The following is a 20699-nucleotide window of genomic DNA, read 5'->3' on the forward strand; positions in this document are numbered from 1 at the left end:
TCTAAGTTATTTTTGAAATAAATCTAATTTTTTGTGTTTTTTTGGATGCTTTAGCTTCAAGGGGTACGGTTATCTTGAAATTTTATCCAACTTCTCAACTAGGTCCTCAGCCCGAAGGTGGGTATATCGCTTAAGCATCTGCATCGACTTATGACCACTGATGGCCGAAACCTCTTGATCCGATAACCCACCTTCGACAAGCCGACTTACTGCTTCATGGCGCAGGTCGTGAAACCTGAAGTCAGGTAGATCGAGCTTCTTCTTGAGCTGTCCCCAAATCTTGGTGAAGGTATACGGCCGACGCTTCCCGTCCTTTCCAGGCTCACCGAAAAACACCAAGTTGCAGTCGATTGGTCGCACCGGGTTATCCATCGCAGCTTTGAATACTTCGGTGGCACGCTTGCTGAGAGGCACGGTGCGCGAGCCGTCGTTCTTTGTGTCTGAGAGACGTATGACGCGCTTTGCCAAATCCACTTGAGGGCGACGTAGGGATGAGATCTCTGACGAGCGCATACCCGTTTCCAGAGCTATGCAAACAATCCACCCCAGCATAGGGTTGCTGTGTCGATTCACTGCCGCAAGCAGAAGGCGTTCTTCCTCCGGCGATAACCTTCGGTCACGACCATCCCCAGGGCTTGGCTTACGGATGTTTAGCACTGGGTTGAACGTCAGACCCAAACCCCACTCCTGAATTGCTACCGTGTACAAGTGGCTTAATAAGGCCAGTTCGAGACGCACGGTGTTGTTGCTGATGGTCCCACCACGGCTGGGTTCGTTCAGGCGCTTGTCGCGATAGCCGGCGATGATTTCAGCGGAGAGGGCAGCCAGTGAGTATTTGCCCAAGTGCTCGATAAGTTTCTTGGCTTTCGAGGTTTCGCCACGCTGAGTGGTGGGCTTCTTGGTGGGCGTTATGTCGCTCAGGTAGCGCTTGAGTGCAGCCTCTAGCGTCATTTTCTCCGAGCCGCTACGCCGGATGTACACGCCACGCACCATTTCTTCTTCGGTACGCCTCGACCAGTCCTCCGCATCACGCTTTGTGCGGAAGGTTTTGGCGACAGTGGGCCAGCCATTTTTACGAATGAGTGCCTTCCAGGTGCCGGAAGGTGTTTTGACTAGAGTTGCCATGAGAGGGTGCTCCTAGGCGGCTGGCGAACCAGCACTGTACCTAAATTGTACCCTTGGACCATAGGACTGTATCTGGGATGGTTCCGCCAAAAACACGAAAGCCGCGCAGTGCGCGGCTTTGAGTATGGTGGGCCCAGTAGGACTCGAACCTACGACCAAGGGATTATGAGTCCCCTGCTCTAACCAACTGAGCTATAGGCCCTCAGTAGGTCGCGGATTATAGCGATGGTTTCTCTGCTGTGCTATCCGAAAAATCCGAAAGGTTCATGCGAAGGAAGGTGGCGGCGAATACGTCGGCGGGTAGGGGTAGGCTGACGATGTAGCCTTGCATCTGTTCGCAGCCTTCGGCGGCGAGGAAGGCTTGTTGGGCGGGGGTTTCTACGCCTTCGGCGATGATGGTGAATTGCATGCTGTGGCCCAGGGCGATGATGGCTCGGACTATGGCCACGTCGTGGGGGTCGTCGGGCAGGCCGCGGACGAAAGATTGATCGATCTTCAGGAAGTCCAGGGGTAGGCGTTTCAGGTAGCTGAGGGATGAGTAGCCGGTGCCGAAGTCATCGATGGCCAGCTGCACGCCGAGGCGCTTGAGTTGATGCAATACCTCCAGGGCTTCTTCGGCCTGGCTCATGATGAAGTTTTCGGTGATTTCCAGTTGCAGGCAGCCCGGTTCCAGGCGGTTGTCCCGCAGCAGTTGTTCGATGCGCGCCAGCAGGTTGGGGTGACGCAGTTGGGCGCCAGCGAGGTTGACAGAAAGGGGGCCGAAGTCCTCGTAGGCCTCTTTCCAGGCGTGCATTTGCTGGCAGGCCTGTTCCAGTACCCAGTCGCCAATTTGCAGAATCATGCCGTTCTCTTCGGCCAGGGCAATGAAGTGCTCGGGCGGCACGTCGCCGAAGGTGGGGTGACGCCAGCGAAGCAGCGCTTCGGCGCCGATCAGTTGTTGAGTCCTCAGGCTTAGCTTCGGCTGGTAGTAAAGGAACAATTCGTCCCGTTCGATTGCCCGACGCAGTTCGTGTTCCAGCGCCACTCGCTCGTTGGCCTGGGCGGTGAGGTCTTGGGTGTAGCTCTCGACCCGGTTGCGGCCCTTGGCCTTGGAGCGGTACATGGCGGCGTCGGCGTTTTTTACCAGGGTGGCGACGTCAACACCGTCTTGTGGATAGAGGCTGGTGCCGATACTGGCGCTGATAAAGAACTCGTGTTCGCCGGCCTGGAATGGCGGGGTGAAGCAGGCCAGCAGTTTATTGGCCAGGTGCTCGGCGTCGCTGGCTTGTTGCAGGCCTGGAAGCAGAATGATGAATTCGTCGCCGCCCAAGCGGGCGACGGTGTCGATGTCGCGCAACTGGTCCTTGAGGCGAATGGCGATGTCCTTGAGCAGCAGGTCGCCGATCGGATGGCCGAGGCTGTCGTTGATGTGCTTGAAGCGGTCAAGGTCGAGAAACAGTACGGCGCCCTGGCTGCCGGTTTCCTGTTGATTGTTGAGGGCGGCCAGCAGGCGACTTTCAAACAGCGTGCGGTTGGGCAGACCAGTCAGTGGGTCGTGATGGGCCTGGTAGTCGAGCCGCGCCTGGGCGTGTTTGAGGCTGGAGATGTCGGCGAACACCGCAACAAAGTGGGTGATCACCTGGTCGCGGTTGCGCACGGCACTGATGGTTAGCCAACTGGGATAAAGCTCGCCGTTCTTGCGCCGGTTGGAAATCTCGCCCTGCCAGTGGCCGTGGGCGGTTAACTGGTGCCACATGGCAGCGTAGAAAGCGCTGTCATGCAGGCCTGAGGCAAGTAGGCGCGGGGTATGGCCCAGCGCTTCGGTTTCGCTGTAGCCGGTGATTTCGCTGAACGCACGGTTGACGGCGCTGATGTTTTGCCGGATATCGGTGATCAGTACGCCTTCGGCAGTGCTCTCGAAAACTGTCGCGGCCTGTTGCAGTTTTTCCTGCATCAGCTGACGTTCGGTGATGTCTCGGGCGATGGTCAGCATGCAGTCTTCGTCGCCGATGGGCAGCGGGCGACTGGAGACTTCGCACAGGCGGATCTGGCCGTCATTGCGCCGGATGTGGCAAACGAAATCGAGGACCAGGCCGTCCCGTTGTAACAGCTCGAGCATGTGCTTGCGTTCGTTCAGGTCCACCCAGATGCCCAGGTCCAGCGTTGATTGATCCAGTGACATCGCGCGGTTGAAGCCAGTAATGCGGCTGAACCCTTCGTTGACTTCAAGCAGCAGGCCGTCCTGCTGGCGAGTCAGCAACAAACCGTCGGGTGACGCGTGGAAGGCCTTGGCGAATTTCTCCTCGGAAGTCTGCAGTCGCTGCTGAGTTTCCTTCAGTTGAGTGATGTCGCGAACCACCACCACAAGGGCTTCGGTGGTATCGAGTTGAAAGGGTTCTGCAGAGATCAGTCCGGTAAATGCTTGGCCGTTGCTGCGCAAAAAGGGCATTTCCAGGTTGCGAATGCTGGTGGACTGCACCCGTTTCAGCAGGTTGGGGCCGACGCCTTGAATGCCCCAGATATTCAGCTCGGTGGCGGTTTTGCCGACTACTTCTGCGGCGCTGAGACCGATTTGATCCTCAAAGGCTTTGTTCACCTCCAGCAAGCAGCCATCCGGCAGCCGGGCAATGACCAGGATGTCTGGGCACTGCTGGAACACCGAGGCAAATTTTTGCTCCGAAAGCCGCAAGGCTTCCTCGGTGTGCTTGGCCTCGCTGATGTCGATCATCAAACCGCGCATCACTGGTTCATGACCATGCTCGATCAGGCTGACAATGTTCCGCACCCACAGGCAACGACCATCGGCAGTGATGACCCGGTAGTCAAGGCTATGGTCGCGATTGGCACGGGTTTCGCGGTAGCAGAAGGTTTCTGCACGGGTCAGGTCGGCGGGATGAATGATGTTGCGCCAGAAGCCGGGGGTCAGCCAGTTCGCTTGGGGATAGCCCAGCAGCTCCTCGGCATGGGGCGACACATAGCTGTAGGTGAAATCGTTGATGTCGGCTTCCCAAGCGATGGCGGAGAGGCTTTCTACCAGGCCACGGTAATGGTATTCGCTGCTGCGCAGCTCTTGCTCCAGGGCCACCCTGCGCGAAATTTCCGAACTGAGCCGGCGGTTGATACGAATGACGATGGCCAGCACGGTGCTTAATAGTAGTACGGCGGGCAGTCCATACAGCAGCAGATCGGTCCAGAAGGCTCGATGATCGATGACGTTACCGACCCAGTGTTGCTGGATGGCGTCAATTTCGTTCGGGCGGAGGTCGGCCAGGACTTTGTCCAGAATGCTGATCAGCACCTTGTTATCCTGCGGTACGCCCATCGCCAGTTGATAGCGATAGGGCGTCTCACCGCTCACATACAGGCCATCGAGCTTGAGCTGACGCAGGCTCCAGACGCTGGAAGCCAGGTCGCCTACCACTGCGTCGACTTCATCGGTGGCCAGGGCCTGCAGCGTTGAGCTGACGTTGGGCATGGCTACCAGGTTGAGGTCGGGATGGTGGGTGCGCAGCAGTTCGTGGGGTGCGTAGTTTTCCACAACGGCGATCTTCAGACCGTACAGGTCTTTGAGGGAGCGAGGTTGGGCGCCGCCTTCATGGGCGAGGATCACAATGGGGAAGTCGAGGTAGGGCCGGGTAAATGACAAAAAGCTCTGGCGTTCCGGAGTTGACATGATGCCGGGTAGCAGATCGAGCTGATTGTTCTTGGCTTGTTCCAGTACCGCACTCCAGTTTGCTGGCTCGATCAGTTTGATCTTGATCGCCAGGCGATCCTGGATCAGCCGTACATAGTCGGCGGCTAGGCCCTGGTAGCGGCCTTCTTCATCACGGTATTCAAACGGTGGCCACGATGCATCAACGCCCAGGCGTAACTCAGGGTGGTCCGCCAACCAGCCACGCTCTTGATCTGTGAGAGTCAGCGCGCCAGCCGTTGCGGTCCAGGTCAGCAGCGACAGCAGTAGCACGGTCGGCAATCTGGGCATAACGGTCTCGTTATGGCATGGGGAATGTTTCGAGTGTAGACGGGCATTTCGGGGGAGGGAGGCGGGTAGATTTAATCTGTAGAAAGCAAAACCCCCGGCCAAGGCCGGGGGTTTTGTGATCACTCGTCGAGGAAGGAGCGCAAATGCTCGCTTCTCGTCGGGTGGCGCAGCTTGCGCAGCGCCTTGGCTTCGATCTGGCGAATCCGCTCACGGGTCACGTCGAACTGTTTACCGACTTCCTCAAGGGTGTGGTCGGTATTCATGTCGATGCCGAAACGCATGCGCAGTACCTTGGCTTCACGGGCAGTGAGACCGGACAGTACGTCGCGAGTCGCTTCTTTAAGGCTCTCAACAGTGGCGACATCGATTGGCGACTGCATGGTCGAGTCTTCGATGAAGTCACCCAGGTGGGAGTCTTCGTCATCACCGATCGGGGTTTCCATGGAGATCGGTTCTTTAGCGATCTTCAATACCTTGCGGATTTTATCCTCAGGCATTTCCATGCGTTCGCCCAGCTCTTCCGGGGTCGGTTCACGACCCATTTCCTGCAACATCTGCCGGGAAATACGGTTGAGCTTGTTGATGGTCTCGATCATGTGCACCGGAATACGGATGGTGCGGGCCTGGTCGGCGATCGAGCGAGTGATCGCCTGACGGATCCACCAGGTGGCATAAGTCGAGAACTTGTAGCCGCGACGGTATTCGAACTTGTCCACCGCTTTCATCAAACCGATGTTGCCTTCCTGGATCAGATCGAGGAATTGCAGGCCACGGTTGGTGTACTTCTTGGCGATGGAGATCACCAGACGCAAGTTCGCTTCAACCATCTCTTTCTTCGCGCGGCGGGCCTTGGCCTCACCGATCGACATGCGACGGTTGATGTCCTTGATCTCGGCAATCGTCAGACCGGTCTCGGTCTGCAGTGCGATCAGCTTATGCTGGCAACGAAGGATGTCGGCCTGGAAGCGACCAATAGCTTCAGCGTATTTGCTTTTGCCCTTGGCCAGCGCATCGGTCCAGCTTTCGTCAACTTCGTTGCCCGGGAACTGGCGCAGGAAGTCGGTACGCGGCATGCGCGCATCACGGACACAGAGCTGCATGATGGCGCGCTCTTGTGCACGTAGACGCTCAAGGGCGCCACGAACCCGTGCAACCAGGCCTTCGAACTGCTTCGGCACCAGTTTGATCGGCATGAAGAGTTCAGCCAGGGCCAGCAATTCGGCGGTTGCCTGCTTGCTGCCACGGCCATGCTTCTTCAGGGCCTTGCGAGCCAGTTCCATCTGGTCGGAGACAGCGCCAAAACGCTGTGCCGCGACGACCGGATCCGGACCGCTTTCGACTTCTTCGTCGTCGTCGGTGCTGGCTTCAGCTTCTTCTTCGTCGGTATCGTCGTCCGCTTTCGCGGTTTTCGGATCGACAGGCGGCGGAACTTCAGCCGCAGGTGGCGCAGCAATGCCGTCGTCCGGGTCGATATAACCGCTCAGGACGTCGGACAGGCGGCCACCTTCGGTGGTGACGCGAGTGTACTCGGAGAGAATGTGGTCAACCGTGCCTGGGAAGTGCGCGATTGCGCCCATCACTTCACGAATGCCCTCTTCGATACGCTTGGCGATTTCAATTTCGCCTTCGCGTGTCAGCAGCTCTACCGTACCCATTTCGCGCATATACATGCGCACAGGGTCAGTCGTGCGACCGATGTCGGTCTCGACCGCTGCCAACGCGGCAGCTGCTTCTTCAGCGGCTGCTTCGTCGGTATCGGAGTCGGCCAACATAAGGGCGTCCGCATCCGGAGCACTCTCGTGTACGGGGATCCCCATGTCATTAATCATGCGGATGATGTCTTCCACCTGCTCTGGATCTGAAATATCCTCAGGCAGGTGGTCGTTGACCTCTGCGTAAGTCAGATACTTCTGCTCACGACCCAGGGTGATCAACTCTTTGATACGAGACTGCTGTTGCGATTTTCCGGACATAACACCCTATCCACTGAAGGTCTTGGCGGGCAAAAAACAAGCCGAGGATTATACCCGAGCTATGACCTCACGCGCCAGCTGAGGTCGGGTTTGATGCGCAAACATTGCGACTTAAAAGGTCGCGCAGTTGATTTTTCTCTTCGGCAGTCAATTCACTCTGACGTGCTTTGCGAAGAAGTTGTTCCAAATTTCGCTCGCGTTGACGAGCTGACAAGCTAGTAATGGTGTCGAAAAACTGTTGTTCAAGGTTGTCGCCATCAATCAGCCATTCCTTTTCCGCCAATGCCTTGAGCAAGCGGCCCTGTTCGGTGCCGTGCCAGCGTGCAATCAACTGGAATGAGTTTAGCTTAGGATTCTTTTGTACGGCTTCGAGCAGTGCCACCAACAATTGCGTATTGGTGTGGTCCTCGGCTGCGAAATGCCCAGCGTCTTCGACCTTTTGCGCCAGTTGCGGATAGTGCAAAAGGGTACGCAGGGCTGCCATCGTGGGCGGTTCTACAGCAGCTGGGACGCGTGGTGCGCGAGGTTCGTCACGACTACCGCCACGCTTGCCGTTTTTATCCCAGGGTTTCTTGTCCCATTTCTTGCCGCCTACCCCCGGTTTCTTTGGCGTCCACTCCTGCTGGGGCGCGTACGCCTCCTGAGGCTGGTGGTAGTCGGCGAAGTCCGGCATGGCGTCGTAATCGATGCCGGGATCGTAAGCGGGCGGTGCGTCTTGAGGTGCGCTATGCACCAGCTGGCTGACCGCTTCGCCGCTCAATCCAGTGATTTCCAGCAGTCGCTGACGCATCAGGGTTCGCAGGTTTGCACCTGGAACCTTGTCGATCAGCGGCGCCGCAAGGGTGACCATATGGGCCTTGCCTTCGAGGGAGCGCGGATCGGACTCTTCGGTCAGTTGCTGGAAAAAATAATCGGCCAGCGGTTGTGCGTGTTGATTGATGCGTGCACGGAAGGCGTCGGTGCCTTCGGAGCGGACCAGGGTGTCCGGGTCTTCGCCTTCGGGCAGAAACAGAAAGCGCGCACGACGGCCGTCCTGCAGGCTTGGCAACGTTGCTTCAAGCGCGCGCCAGGCGGCGTTTCTGCCAGCCTGGTCGCCGTCGAAGCAAAACAGCACGTTGGGTACTACGCGAAACAGTCGCTTCAAATGCTCTTCGCTGGTGGCGGTGCCAAGAGTGGCTACCGCATTGCGCAGACCTTGCTGGGCCAGGGCGATAACGTCCATATAGCCTTCAACCACGATAATTTCATCGAGGTTGCGGTTGTTCTTGCGTGCTTCGAATAGGCCGTAGAGCTCTTGGCCCTTGTGAAATACCGGGGTTTCCGGAGAGTTCAGGTATTTGGGTTTGTCGTCCCCCAGCACTCGGCCGCCGAAGGCGATGATCCGGCCGCGACTGTCGCGGATCGGGAACATCACCCGATCGCGGAAGCGGTCATAGCGCTTGCCAGTCTCGGCATTTTCCACCAGCAGGCCGGCGTCGATCATGGCTTTCTGCTGTAGGGTGTCGCTGCTCAGGTGTTTGTACAGGTTGTCCCAGCCTGGCGGTGCGAAGCCGAGGCCGAAGTCGCGGGCGATTTCCCCGGTCAGGCCGCGGCCCTTGAGGTAATCGACGGCCGCTTTGCGCTGCGGGTGGCTTTTCAGTGCCAGGCGGTAGAAATCGGCAGCGGCGGTGAGCAGCGGGTACAGCGGCGAATCGGTGGGTTGCCGTGGTTTGTGCGGTCGGCCACTTTCTTCGCGGGGGATTTCCATGCCGGCGGCTTTTGCCAGTTCCTCGATGGCCTGGGGGAAGTCCAGGTTGTCGTGGTCCATGATGAAGCCGAGGGCATTGCCGCCAGCGCCGCAGCCGAAGCAGTAGTAGAACTGCTTGTCGGGACTGACGCTGAACGATGGGGTCTTTTCTTTATGGAATGGGCAGCAGGCGGTGTAGTTCTTGCCGGCCTTTTTCATTTGCAGGCGCGAGCTGACAACATCGACGATGTCGGTGCGGTTCAGAAGGTCGTCAATAAAGCTCTGGGGAATGAGCCCGGCCATGGCGTTCTCGTCATCACTGCATGTCAATGAGGCCCCGAAGGGCGGTCGAAGTGCTCGAGGCGCGCGCATTGTGCGGCTCGATCATCAATCGTCTGCTTGGGCTGTCAGGAAGTGTATCTGCCGAACATTCACTGACGTTAGTTCCAATCAGTCTTCGACGTTATTGAAAGTATTGCCCTGGAGTCCGGTCTCGGCCAATGGCGGGCCTCGGAAGCTCATCGGTGGGCACAGTCGACCTGTTGATCGCCTGTTTATAGAATGAGTGTGCTCGTCAGTAGCCTTGTTAGGCTCGTCAGAAGAGACGCGCACCGCTGGCAAAAGAGCCAGTCCTGACGTGTGAAGCAGTGTCTCGGTCGCGTGTGCGGCGTCGACGGTGAAGCATCAAGCGATATCCGCAAATGCCAACAGCCCGGCTGAGGGCCGGGCTTGGCAGAAGCTTGCTACGAACGTCTGTGTATTAGTACAGACGAACGGCGCGGCGCTGCTCGCGCTGAACTTTCTTGGCGTGACGCTTAACAGCGGCTGCTGCTTTACGCTTACGCTCAGAAGTTGGCTTCTCATAAAATTCGCGGCTACGAACTTCAGCCAGAACACCGGCTTTTTCGCAGGAGCGCTTGAAACGACGCAGAGCTACGTCGAAGGGTTCGTTCTCTTTTACTTTGACGGCTGGCATCCAGAGCTACCTTCTTTCATTACCGGGAATCAACGTTCTCGTCGCAAAAAATTCGCGGCTGAGGTCGTCGGTTTTTAAGGGTTGCGGATGTTAACCCCACATTGACCGGAATGCAAAGCCTCTGATCGAAAACCGCTAGTCGGGAGGGGGAGTGGCGACTATTATGCGCGCCTTCGAATTCAGCCTCTACAAGGCGCAAACCCATGTTAGTACTGGGATTAGAAACCTCCTGCGACGAGACCGGTGTCGCACTTTACGACAGTGAACGCGGGCTCTTGGCCGATGCGCTGTTCAGTCAGATCGACCTGCACCGCGCCTATGGCGGCGTGGTGCCGGAGCTGGCCAGCCGTGACCACGTCAAGCGCATGCTACCGTTGATCCGCCAGGTGTTGGACGAGGCCGGCTGCGTGCCAGCCGAGATCGATGCCATTGCCTACACCGCTGGCCCTGGATTGGTCGGAGCCCTGCTGGTTGGGGCTTCTTGCGCCCAGGCGCTGGCTTTTGCCTGGGGCATTCCAGCCCTTGGTGTGCACCATATGGAGGGTCATTTACTGGCGCCCATGCTGGAAAAAACGCCGCCGCAGTTCCCGTTCGTCGCTTTGTTGGTTTCGGGCGGCCATACGCAGCTGGTTCAGGTCGACGGAATCGGCCAATACACGCTGTTGGGCGAGTCCCTGGACGACGCCGCCGGCGAAGCGTTCGACAAGACCGCGAAGATGATGGGCCTCAATTATCCGGGTGGCCCGGAAATCGCCCACCTCGCCGAGAAAGGCGTCGCCGGCCGCTACACCTTCCCGCGCCCGATGTGCGATCGCCCCGGTCTCATGTTCAGCTTCAGCGGCTTGAAAACCTCCGCGTTGAACACCTGGCAGCAGAGCGTCAGCGCCGGGGACGACAGTGAGCAAGCCCGTTGCGACATCTCGCTGGCGTTCCAGCAGGCGGTGGTGGAGACTTTGACCATCAAGTGCAAGCGCGCACTGAAACAAGCGGGCATGAAGCGCCTGGTGATCGCAGGGGGCGTCAGCGCCAACAAGGCGTTGCGCACTTCGCTGGAAAAAATGCTCGGCGACATGAAGGGCGATGTGTTCTACGCCCGCCCTGAGTTCTGCACCGACAACGGCGCGATGATCGCCTATGCCGGTTGTCAGCGCCTGCAAGCCGGACAGCATGAAAGCCTGGCGATCAGCGTGCAGGCGCGCTGGCCCATGGAGCAGTTGTCGCCGCTGTAGTGGGAGAGCGTGAGCGGGGTTCATCGGGCGTATTTAAAAATGCCGTTCGCGCCCGGCAAACAGGTCGCGTAAATTGCCCCGGTGGCGCCAGACGATCAACAGCGTCAGCACGCTCATTGGCATCAGCGCTGCCGGTTCCTGCCAGGCCAGCAGCGGTAAGGTCAGAGGTGTGGCGATCAATGCCGCCAGGGAGCTGGTACGGGTCAGGTAGAACGTCAGCAACCAGGCGCCGATAGCCAGCAACGCTGCTGGTGGGTAGATCCCCAGCAGCATACCAGCCGCCGTGGCGACACCCTTGCCACCGCGAAAGCGAAAGTACAGCGGGAGCAGGTGGCCAAGGACAGCGCAGACGCCTACCCAGGCTTGTTGTTGCAGGGAAAGCCCGGCGAGATCGGCGATCAGCACTGGCAGGAGGCCTTTGCAGACATCGCCGAGCAGCGTCAGGACGGCGAGTTTCTTGCCGGCCAGGCGTAACATGTTGGTGGCACCGGCATTGCCCGAGCCACTCATTCGCGGATCGGGATTTCCCGTCAGGCGGCTGAGCAAAATGGCAAAGGACAGAGAGCCAAGCAGGTAGGCGAGAGTCGCCAGTAACCAAAACATGCTAACTATTCCGGGCGAGGACGCCCTGATTCTAACGGGGCATTGCGCCCTTGTCGTGCTGTGGAGAAGAGTGCTTGGACAGAGTGTTTATCGAAGGCCTGGAAGTCGACACCGTGATCGGGGCCTACGACTGGGAGCGAGGTATCAGGCAGTGCCTGCGCCTGGACCTCAGCTTCGCGTGGGATAACCGCCCGGCGGCAGCCGGCGATGACCTGACCCTGGCACTCGACTATGCCAGTGTGTCCGCGCGCATCCAGGCCTTTGCCGAGCAGGCACAGTTCCAATTGGTGGAAACCTTTGCCGAGCGTCTGGCCGAAGTATTGATGAGTGAATTCCAGATTCCCTGGCTGTACCTGAAACTGACCAAGCCCGGTGCCGTTCCGGCAGCCAAGGGCGTGGGCGTGGAGATCGAGCGCGGATGCCGCTAACTCAGATTTACCTTGGTCTTGGCAGCAATATCGAGCGCGAGTCCCATCTGTGCGCAGGCCTTGATACGCTGGCGGGTTTTCTGACCGACGTGCGCTGTTCTGCGGTGTTCGAGAGTCAGCCGGTGGGCATCAAGAGCGGTCCGTTTTTCAATCTGGTGGTGTCGGCGTATACCGATTTGCCGTTGATGGAATTGGATCGCCGGCTGAAATTCATCGAGGCTGACAATGGCCGCTACGCCCCGGATCGAAAGGGCTTGCCCCTTGATATCGACGTGCTGCTGTATGGTGACCTGACGGGTAACTTCGATGGTTTGATTTTGCCTAGGGCAGAAATCCTGAAAAATGCCTTTGTGCTCTGGCCGCTGTCGTTGATGGCGCCGGATCGGGTGCATCCTGAAGCAGGCAAGACGTTTGCCTCGTTGTGGCGCGATGCACAAATCGACCAGGTATTGGTGCCAGTCGCGTTTGAGTGGCGCGCGCAGCAACTGACGCCGGACGCACTCTTGTAGGTAGGCGCTCGCTACAGGAGATGTTGTTCTTTGTAGGTCATCAATGCCTTGAGTCGTTCACGCTTGAGCGCCTCACCCAACTCCGGCCCTTTGAAGCCTTGCTCCAGCAATGGCGCAACGGCAACGCCGCGTGCCACCAACGCAGCCCCGCGCAAATAATCAGCCTGTGGATAACTTCTTTCCTCCAGTCCCTTGCGGCCTCGGGCATCCATTTCGCACGCCACGACAAACTCTTCAAAGCGTTGCGGGCGGCGATAAACGTCAAAGCTTTGCAGCAACTCCAGCAATGTCGAGGCCCGCAACTCCAGTGCTCGGTGACCATGGGTATGGTATTCGCCCACCAGCAGCGCCAGTTCCTGGCAATCTCTGGGCACCTTGAAGCGCTCATTGGCCGCCTTGATAAGCCGCAAGCCCCTTTGCTCGTGAGCAATATGCTGCGGTAACTTATCCACAGGCGTCAGGCCCTTGCCCAGATCATGCAGCAGGCAGGCCCAGCGAACGGTCAAGGGTTGTCCATGGCGCGCGGCCTGTTCCAGCACGCTCAAGGTGTGCACGCCGGTATCAATCTCGGGATGGTGAGCTTCGGGTTGCGGCACGCCGAACAAGGCGTCGACTTCCGGCATCAGGGTTTTCAGCGCGCCGCAGTCTCGCAATACCTGGATAAATACCTGTGGCTGATCTTCCATCAGCGCCCTGGAAATTTCCTTCCAGCTACGTTCCGGCGTCAATGCTTCCAATTCGCCGCAATCACTGAGTTGGCGCATCAGGTCCAGGGTTTCCGGGGCGACGGTAAAGCCCAGGCTGGCATAGCGCGCGCAAAAGCGGGCGACACGCAGAACCCTGAGGGGATCTTCGGCGAACGCGGGGGAAACGTGGCGTAGAACGCGGGCTTTCAAATCGCGTTGGCCATGATAGGGGTCGGTCAGGTTTCCATCGTCATCTTCGGCCATGGCATTGATTGTCAGGTCGCGACGGATCAGGTCTTCTTCCAGGGTGACGTCGGGGCTGGCATGAAAGACAAATCCGCCATAGCCGCGACCGCTTTTACGCTCGGTGCGGGCGAGGGCGTATTCCTCGCCTGTCCTGGGATGCAGGAATACCGGGAAGTCTGCACCTACCGGACGAAAGCCCTGGGCGAGCATTTCTTCGGTAGTCGCACCAACCACGACGCGGTCGATATCGGTAACGGGAATACCCAGCAAACGATCACGGACCGCACCGCCGACTTTGTAGATTTGCATGAAAAAGCCTCCATTAGCGGCACAGGATAACGCCTGTGCCTTGCCAGTGGAGGCTTTGCTGTTTCAAAGGTGGACAACGGCCAGGTCCAGGCGGCCGTAATCGTTATCGCCGTGTTCGTGGCGGGGCGGCACATGGTGGGTTTTCATGATCTGGTCGCCTTGCAGGGTTTCCAGATGGATATCGAACCCCCACAGGCGATGCAGGTGCTTGAGGACTTCGTCTGTGGACTCACCAAGGGGTTTTCGGTCGTGTTGCTGGTGGCGCAGGGTCAGCGAGCGATCACCGCGCACGTCAATGCTGTAGATCTGCACGTTGGGCTCCCGGTTGCCCAGATTGTACTGCGCGGCCAGGGTTTCGCGGATGGTGCGGTAGCCAGGCTCGTCATGGATGGCCGGGACCAGCAAGTCGTCCTTGAGGTCATCGTCGAGAATGCTGAATAGCTTGAGGTCGCGAATTACCTGTGGCGACAGGTACTGCAGGATGAAGCTCTCGTCCTTGAAGCTGCTCATGGCGAACTTGAGGGTGGACAGCCAATCGCTGCCGGCAATGTCTGGGAACCAGCGCCGGTCCTCCTCGGTTGGGTGTTCGCAGATGCGGCGAATATCCCGGTACATGGCAAAGCCCAGGGCGTAAGGGTTGATGCCGTTGTAGTGCGGGCTGTCGAAGCCGGGCTGAAATACGACGCTGGTGTGGGAGGTCAGGAACTCCATCATGAAGCCGTCGGTGACCAGTCCTTCGTCGTACAGGTCGTTCATCAGCGTGTAGTGCCAGAACGTCGCCCAGCCTTCGTTCATCACTTGGGTCTGGCGCTGTGGATAAAAGTACTGGGCAATCTTGCGCACGATTCGCACGATTTCTCGTTGCCAGGGCTCCAGCAATGGAGCATGTTTTTCGATGAAGTACAGGATGTTTTCCTGAGGTTCGACGGGGAAACGCGCATTGTCCTTGTCGCTGTTCTTGTCGGCGCGCTTGGGAATGGTGCGCCACAGGTCGTTGATCTGTTTTTGCAAATGCTCTTCGCGATCCTTCTGGCGCAGCCGTTCCTCCTCGGCGGAAATTGGATAAGGGCGTTTGTAGCGATCGACCCCGTAATTCATCAGGGCGTGGCAGGAGTCCAGCAGGTCTTCCACTGCATCGATACCGTGGCGTTCCTCACACTGCATGATGTACTGCTTGGCGAACACCAGGTAATCAATGATCGAACTGGCATCGGTCCAGGTGCGGAACAGGTAGTTGCCCTTGAAGAAGCTGTTGTGGCCATAGCACGCGTGCGCGACCACCAGCGCCTGCATGCAGATGGTGTTTTCTTCCATCAGGTAGGCAATGCAGGGGTCGGAGTTGATGACGATCTCGTAGGCCAGGCCCATCTGGCCGCGCGTGTAGGACTTTTCGGTGCTAAGGAAGTGCTTGCCGTAGGACCAATGGTGGTAGCCCAGTGGCATGCCCACCGAAGCGTAGGCGTCCATCATTTGTTCGGCGGTGATCACTTCAATCTGGTTGGGATAGGTGTCCAGGGCGTAACCGGACGCGATGCGGCTGATTTCCCGGTCGTAGGCCTGGATCAGTTCGAAGGTCCATTCGGACCCCGTGGAAATGGGTTGGCGCTTATGCTCTTTGGCGGTCATGTCACTAACCTGCGCTGGAAGAGTTCACGAAAGACCGGATAGATATCACCGGCCGAGATCAATTGTTGCTGGGCAAAGGTGTCAGAGAAGGCTTCGCTGATCCGCTCGTATTCGAACCACAGGGCCTGGTGTTCGCGGGGAGTTATCTCGACGTAAGTGTAGTACTGCACAAACGGCATGATCTGGTTGATCAGGATGTCGCGGCAGATCGGCGAGTCGTCGTTCCAGTTGTCACCGTCGGAGGCCTGGGCGGCGTAGATGTTCCACTCGTTGGATGGATAGCGTTCGGCCATGATCTCTTGCATCAGCTTCAAGGCGCTGGAAACGATGGTGCCACCGGTTTCCCGTGAGTAGAAGAACTCTTCTTCGTCTACCTCACGAGCGCTGGTGTGATGGCGGATGAACACCACGTCAATCTTGTCGTAGTTACGCTTGAGGAACAGATACAGCAGGATGAAGAAGCGCTTGGCGATGTCCTTGGTCGCCTGGGTCATGGAGCCGGAGACGTCCATCAGGCAGAACATCACGGCCTTGGAGCTGGGATTGGGCTGCTTGACGAGCAGGTTGTACTTCAGGTCGAAGGTGTCGAGGAACGGTACGCGATGAATCCGTGCGCTGAGTTTGGCTATTTCCGCCTCGATTTCCTGGATATCGCCGAAATTGTCTGGCTCTTCGCGCTTCAAACGTTCCAGTTCGGTCTTGGCGTCCCGCAGTTTTGCCCGGCTGCTGCCAGACAGCGCAATACGCCGGGCATGGGCCGAGCGCAAGGTGCGGATGATGTTGATCCGTGACGGATTGCCTTCGTTGCTGATCCCGGCGCGCACGGTCTTGAAGGTGTCGGTACCGGTCAGGTTGCGCTTGACCAGGTTGGGCAGTTCGAGGTCCTCGAACATGAATTCGAGGAACTCTTCCTGGGTAATCTGGAACACGAATTCATCCATGCCCTCGCCGGAGTTGCCGGCCTTGCCTGGGCCTTTGCCTCCAGCACCGCCCTGTGGGCGCTGGATGTGTTCGCCGCTGGTGAATTCCTTGTTGCCTGGGTGGACGACGGTCTGTTTGCCGCCACGGCCATGGTGCAGCACCGGTTCATCGATATCCCGTCCGGGAATGCTGATCTGTTCGCCATGCTCCATGTCAGTGATGGAACGGCGGCTGACAGCCTCTTCGACGGCCTTTTTGATGTGATCACGGTAACGCCGCAGGAAACGCTGACGGTTTACCGTGCTCTTGTTCTTGCCATTGAGACGTCGGTCGATCACATAGCTCATGGGGAGCCCTCCGGGCAGCTTCAAGTTACAAGCTTCAAGCCGCAAGCTGGAAGCTTAAAGACAGGCGGTCGGTTGCCGCGTATCCAGCCGCGCCCGTCGGTGCGGCTGGTGCCTGCAACTTGTCGCTTGTCGCTGCCTCACTGCGATTTTCTGACCCGCAGGTACCACTCGGAGAGCAGTCGTACCTGTTTGTCGGTGTAGCCACGCTCGACCATTCGTGTAACGAAGTCGTTGTGTTTTTGCTGATCCTCCTTGCTGGCCTTGGCATTGAAGCTGATGACGGGCAGCAGATCCTCGGTGTTGGAGAACATTTTCTTCTCGATGACCACCCGCAGCTTCTCGTAGCTGAGCCAGGTGGGGTTCTTGCCGTTGTTGTTGGCGCGGGCGCGCAGAACGAAGTTGACGATTTCGTTGCGAAAATCCTTCGGATTACTGATGCCAGCCGGTTTTTCGATCTTTTCCAGCTCCTCGTTGAGGGCCACGCGGTTGAGGATTTCGCCGGTTTCCGGGTCGCGGTATTCCTGGTCCTGTATCCAGAAGTCGGCGTACAACACGTAGCGGTCGAAGATGTTCTGGCCGTACTCGCTGTAGGACTCCAGGTATGCGGTTTGGATTTCCTTGCCAATAAACTCGATATAGCGCGGTGCCAGATACTCTTTCAGGAAGCGCAGGTAGCGCTCGCGGATTTCGGCCTGGAATTGCTCCTGTTCGATCTGTTGTTCCAGCACGTAGAGCAGATGCACTGGGTTGGCAGCAATTTCGTGCGGGTCGAAGTTGAAGACCTTGGAGAGGATTTTGAAGGCAAAGCGCGTTGAAAGGCCGTTCATGCCCTCATCAACGCCCGCGGTATCGCGGTATTCCTGGATCGACTTGGCCTTGGGATCAGTGTCCTTGAGATTTTCCCCGTCATACACGCGCATTTTTGAGTAAATGTTGGAGTTTTCCGGCTCCTTGAGACGCGACAGCACGGTGAACTGGGCAAGCATTTTCAAGGTGTCAGGGGCGCAATGGGCCTTGGCCAGGGAGCTGTTGAACAGCAACTTGTCGTAAATCTTGATTTCATCGCTGACCCGCAGGCAGTACGGCACCTTGACGATATAGATCCGGTCGATGAAGGCTTCGTTGTTCTTGTTGTTGCGGAAGGTGTGCCATTCCGATTCGTTGGAGTGGGCCAGCAGGATCCCGGTAAACGGAATCGCCCCCAGGCCCTCGGTGCTGTTGTAGTTGCCTTCCTGGGTGGCGGTGAGCAGTGGATGTAGCACCTTGATCGGTGCCTTGAACATCTCCACGAACTCCATCAGGCCCTGGTTGGCCCGGCACAGCGCGCCCGAGTAGCTGTAGGCGTCGGCGTCGTTCTGTGGGAATTCTTCCAGTTTGCGGATATCGACCTTACCCACCAGCGCCGAGATGTCCTGGTTGTTCTCGTCTCCGGGTTCGGTCTTGGCCACGGCGATCTGGTTGAGGACTGAAGGGTAGAGCTTGACCACCTGGAACTGGCTGATATCGCCGCCGAATTCGGCCAGGCGCTTGGTGGCCCATGGCGACATGATGGTATTGAGGTAGCGCCTTGGAATGCCGAAGTCTTCTTCGAGAATCGCACCATCTTCTGTGGCGTTGAACAACCCCAATGGCGACTCGAACACCGGAGAGCCCTTGATGGCGTAGAAGGGCACCTTCTCGATCAGTTGTTTGAGCTTTTCGGCCAGGGATGATTTACCGCCGCCGACCGGACCGAGCAGGTAGAGGATCTGTTTCTTCTCTTCCAGGCCTTGGGCGGCATGGCGGAAATAGGAGACGATCTGGTCAATGCATTCTTCCATTCCGTGGAAGTCTTCAAAGGCCGGGTAGCGGCGGATCACCTTGTTGGAGAATATTCGCGACAATCGCGAATTGGCTGAGGTGTCCTGCAGCTCCGGCTCACCGATCGCCAGCAGCAGGCGTTCGGCTGCAGACGCGTAGGCGCTACGGTCGCTTTTGCACAGATTGAGGTACTCCTGAAGCGAGAGCTCTTCCTGGCGTGTGGACTCGAAGCGTTGTTGGAAGTGGCTAAAAATACTCATGACGTCGTCACCTCGCTCGATACGTGGAGCCGACGCCGGATCAATCAGTCGATGCTGGCAGTCATTGGCTATTGCCAATGGCCGTTTTCCCCCCAGAACACCCTGAAACGCTACCGATGACCCGCACGCCGGTGTACCGGCTCTCCCCTGTTTTGGATGGCCTGCGCTAAGGATAGTTCGGAATACGGGAGGTCAAGGCGGGATGCGTAATTAGTTTGGGTGCGCCGTTTGTCAGAAACGGCGCGAGCCCAAGTGTCACGGGGGATAGCGGGGTGTGAAAAAAATTATTGCGAGTCGCCAGAGGCAATTTCTGCCGGATAGGTTGTACGCCACAGTTCAAAGCCGCCGTCCAGGCTGTAGACGTCGCTGAAGCCCTGGCTAACCAGATAGGCGGCTGCGCTCTGGCTGGAATTGCCGTGGTAGCACGACACGATCACTGGCGCGTCGAGGTCGGCGGCGCGGATGAAGTCGGCAATCGAGTGATTGTCCAGATGCTTGGCACCACTGATATGGCTCGCGGCATAGGTGGGCTGGTCGCGGATGTCGACAACGACAGCGCCTTGCTCACGCAGGGCCTGGGCTTGTTCGGGAGGGATACGTTTGAATTCGCTCATGGCGGGCTCCTTGGGTCTGGATGAAAGTGCCGTCTAGCGCTTTGCGATGGCCTGTAATTGTTCGGGAATAGGGGGTTGGTTGTGGCCCTGAGCGTCGCACTGGCAGCTCAGGCGCTCGCCGGTGTCGATGTTCATCAGGGTCATGGCGCCGCCCCAGACGCAGCCGGTGTCGAGGGCGAATACGCCAGGCTCGTCGCACTTGCCTTCAAGGGCTGCCCAGTGACCGAAGATGATCTTCGTTTCACGGGTCTTGCGTTCCTTGTGGGCGAACCAGGGTTTATAGCCGGGCAGCGCGGTGTCGGCGCCTTCCTTGCTCTTGAGGTCAAGTTTGCCTTCGGCGGTGCAGAAACGCATGCGCGTGAAGTAGTTGGTGATGACCCGCAGGCGTGCGACTCCGGTGAGATCGTTGTCCCACTTCACCGGTTCATTACCGTACATGCCATCTAGGTAGGGCGTGAACAGGTTGTCATCACCCAGGGCTTCTTCGACTTCAGCGGCGCACTTGAGGGCTTTTTTCAGCGTCCATTGAGGAGGAATACCTGCATGGACCAGCGCCATGTTGCGGTCTTCGTCGTAATGCATGAGCTTTTGCTGGCGCAGCCAGTCGAGCAATTCGACGCAATCTGGCGCTTCAAGAATTTCCCGCAGGGTGTCGCCCTTTTTCAGGCGCTCGATGTTATTGCCGGCGGCCAGCAGGTGCAGGTCATGGTTGCCCAGTACGCACACCAGCGAATCGCGCATGCCATAAAGGAAGCGCAGGGTCTCAAGGGATTGCGGGCCACGGTTGACCAAGTCGCCCACCAGCCACAGGCGATCCTGTGTCGGCTTGAAGGCCACGCGTTCAAGCAGGCACTTGAGCGGTTCCAGACAGCCTTGCAGGTCGCCGACGGCATAGGTTGCCATCAGTGTAGGGCTCCGGGCACCGCCAGGCGGAAGGGGGCGATGATGGCGTCGAAGTGCTTGCCGTCGTCGCAGAGCATCTGATAGCTGCCTTGCATATTGCCAACGCGGGATGTCATCACCGTGCCGCTGCTGTAGGTATGGCTCTTGCCCGGGGCGATAAGCGGTTGTTGGCCCACGACGCCGGCGCCACGCACTTCCTCGACCTGACCGTCACCGTCGGTGATGACCCAGTGACGTGACAGCAACTTGGCCGGGAGCTCACCGTTGTTCTTCACCGTTACGGTGTAGGCAAACGCGAAGCGGTTTTGGTCGGGTTGCGATTGTTCCGCCAGGAAGCGGGTGACGACGCTGACGTCGATCTGATAACGAGGATCGGACATGCAAGAGGCCTTAAAAGCAAAATCGGGGGGACAACGGATGCCGGTCAGTCTAGGCCAAGTGACAGGCACTAGGCCAG

At 58.2% G+C, this 20699-nt stretch carries 16 protein-coding genes and 1 tRNA gene; 3 read left to right on the forward strand and 14 right to left on the reverse strand.

Annotated elements, in window-relative coordinates; all coding sequences use genetic code 11:
* Nucleotides 1–69: 69 nt before the first annotated feature.
* The 6 genes from AAEZ06_RS11635 to rpsU all read right to left on the reverse strand — a co-directional run bounded on the left by AAEZ06_RS11635 (nucleotide 70) and on the right by rpsU (nucleotide 9761).
* Nucleotides 70–1125: a site-specific integrase gene (locus AAEZ06_RS11635; protein WP_350614369.1), complete on the reverse strand. Its 1056-nt coding sequence runs from the start codon at nucleotides 1123–1125 to the stop codon at nucleotides 70–72.
* A 125-nt stretch (nucleotides 1126–1250) separates the two neighbouring features.
* Nucleotides 1251–1327, reverse strand: a tRNA-Ile gene (locus AAEZ06_RS11640).
* Between the two features lie 15 nt (nucleotides 1328–1342).
* Complete coding sequence (locus AAEZ06_RS11645; RefSeq protein WP_350614371.1) at nucleotides 1343–5086, reverse strand: EAL domain-containing protein; 3744 nt, start codon at nucleotides 5084–5086, stop codon at nucleotides 1343–1345.
* Between the two features lie 119 nt (nucleotides 5087–5205).
* Nucleotides 5206–7059: an RNA polymerase sigma factor RpoD gene (gene rpoD, locus AAEZ06_RS11650; RefSeq protein WP_149414376.1), complete on the reverse strand. Its 1854-nt coding sequence runs from the start codon at nucleotides 7057–7059 to the stop codon at nucleotides 5206–5208.
* Between the two features lie 67 nt (nucleotides 7060–7126).
* Entirely contained in the window at nucleotides 7127–9088 is a 1962-nt protein-coding gene (dnaG, locus tag AAEZ06_RS11655) for a DNA primase (protein ID WP_149414377.1), read from the reverse strand.
* Nucleotides 9089–9545: 457 nt separating this feature from the next.
* Entirely contained in the window at nucleotides 9546–9761 is a 216-nt protein-coding gene (rpsU, locus tag AAEZ06_RS11660; protein ID WP_002551877.1) for a 30S ribosomal protein S21, read from the reverse strand.
* A 203-nt stretch (nucleotides 9762–9964) separates the two neighbouring features.
* Between rpsU and tsaD the strand changes: the two genes are divergently transcribed.
* A complete protein-coding gene (gene tsaD / locus AAEZ06_RS11665; RefSeq protein ID WP_149414378.1) occupies nucleotides 9965–10990 on the forward strand; it encodes a tRNA (adenosine(37)-N6)-threonylcarbamoyltransferase complex transferase subunit TsaD in 1026 nt (341 codons plus the stop codon).
* Between the two features lie 33 nt (nucleotides 10991–11023).
* Here the strand turns inward: tsaD and plsY are convergent, their stop codons facing one another.
* On the reverse strand, nucleotides 11024–11593 hold the full coding sequence (gene plsY / locus AAEZ06_RS11670; RefSeq protein WP_350614374.1) for a glycerol-3-phosphate 1-O-acyltransferase PlsY: 570 nt from the start codon (nucleotides 11591–11593) through the stop codon (nucleotides 11024–11026).
* Nucleotides 11594–11667: 74 nt separating this feature from the next.
* Here plsY and folB point away from each other — a divergent pair, with 74 nt between their 5' ends.
* Entirely contained in the window at nucleotides 11668–12021 is a 354-nt protein-coding gene (folB, locus tag AAEZ06_RS11675) for a dihydroneopterin aldolase (RefSeq protein ID WP_149414380.1), read from the forward strand.
* Entirely contained in the window at nucleotides 12012–12530 is a 519-nt protein-coding gene (gene folK, locus AAEZ06_RS11680) for a 2-amino-4-hydroxy-6-hydroxymethyldihydropteridine diphosphokinase (RefSeq protein ID WP_149414381.1), read from the forward strand. Before folB ends, folK begins: the two co-directional genes overlap by 10 nt.
* Before the next feature lie 11 nt (nucleotides 12531–12541).
* On the opposite strand, the gene AAEZ06_RS11685 is transcribed toward folK, so the two are convergent.
* The 7 genes from AAEZ06_RS11685 to apaG all read right to left on the reverse strand — a co-directional run bounded on the left by AAEZ06_RS11685 (nucleotide 12542) and on the right by apaG (nucleotide 20622).
* On the reverse strand, nucleotides 12542–13771 hold the full coding sequence (locus tag AAEZ06_RS11685; RefSeq protein ID WP_350614376.1) for a multifunctional CCA addition/repair protein: 1230 nt from the start codon (nucleotides 13769–13771) through the stop codon (nucleotides 12542–12544).
* Nucleotides 13772–13834: 63 nt separating this feature from the next.
* On the reverse strand, nucleotides 13835–15397 hold the full coding sequence (locus AAEZ06_RS11690; RefSeq protein WP_149414383.1) for a SpoVR family protein: 1563 nt from the start codon (nucleotides 15395–15397) through the stop codon (nucleotides 13835–13837).
* Entirely contained in the window at nucleotides 15394–16665 is a 1272-nt protein-coding gene (locus AAEZ06_RS11695; protein ID WP_149414384.1) for a YeaH/YhbH family protein, read from the reverse strand. The genes AAEZ06_RS11690 and AAEZ06_RS11695 overlap by 4 nt, the downstream gene beginning before the upstream one ends.
* 137 nt (nucleotides 16666–16802) lie before the next feature.
* Nucleotides 16803–18725 carry a PrkA family serine protein kinase gene (locus AAEZ06_RS11700; protein WP_133102277.1) on the reverse strand — a complete coding sequence of 641 codons (1923 nt, stop codon included), beginning with the start codon at nucleotides 18723–18725 and terminating at the stop codon, nucleotides 16803–16805.
* Between the two features lie 284 nt (nucleotides 18726–19009).
* On the reverse strand, nucleotides 19010–19339 hold the full coding sequence (gene glpE / locus AAEZ06_RS11705; protein ID WP_149414385.1) for a thiosulfate sulfurtransferase GlpE: 330 nt from the start codon (nucleotides 19337–19339) through the stop codon (nucleotides 19010–19012).
* Between the two features lie 33 nt (nucleotides 19340–19372).
* Nucleotides 19373–20242, reverse strand: coding sequence for a symmetrical bis(5'-nucleosyl)-tetraphosphatase (locus AAEZ06_RS11710; protein ID WP_350614377.1), 870 nt, complete (start codon nucleotides 20240–20242; stop codon nucleotides 19373–19375).
* Nucleotides 20242–20622: a Co2+/Mg2+ efflux facilitator ApaG/CorD gene (apaG, locus tag AAEZ06_RS11715; RefSeq protein ID WP_350614378.1), complete on the reverse strand. Its 381-nt coding sequence runs from the start codon at nucleotides 20620–20622 to the stop codon at nucleotides 20242–20244. Before apaG ends, AAEZ06_RS11710 begins: the two co-directional genes overlap by 1 nt.
* Nucleotides 20623–20699: the final 77 nt, after the last annotated feature.

Origin of the sequence: Pseudomonas sp. HY7a-MNA-CIBAN-0227 (assembly GCF_040310325.1) — a bacterium.
Lineage (GTDB): Bacteria > Pseudomonadota > Gammaproteobacteria > Pseudomonadales > Pseudomonadaceae > Aquipseudomonas.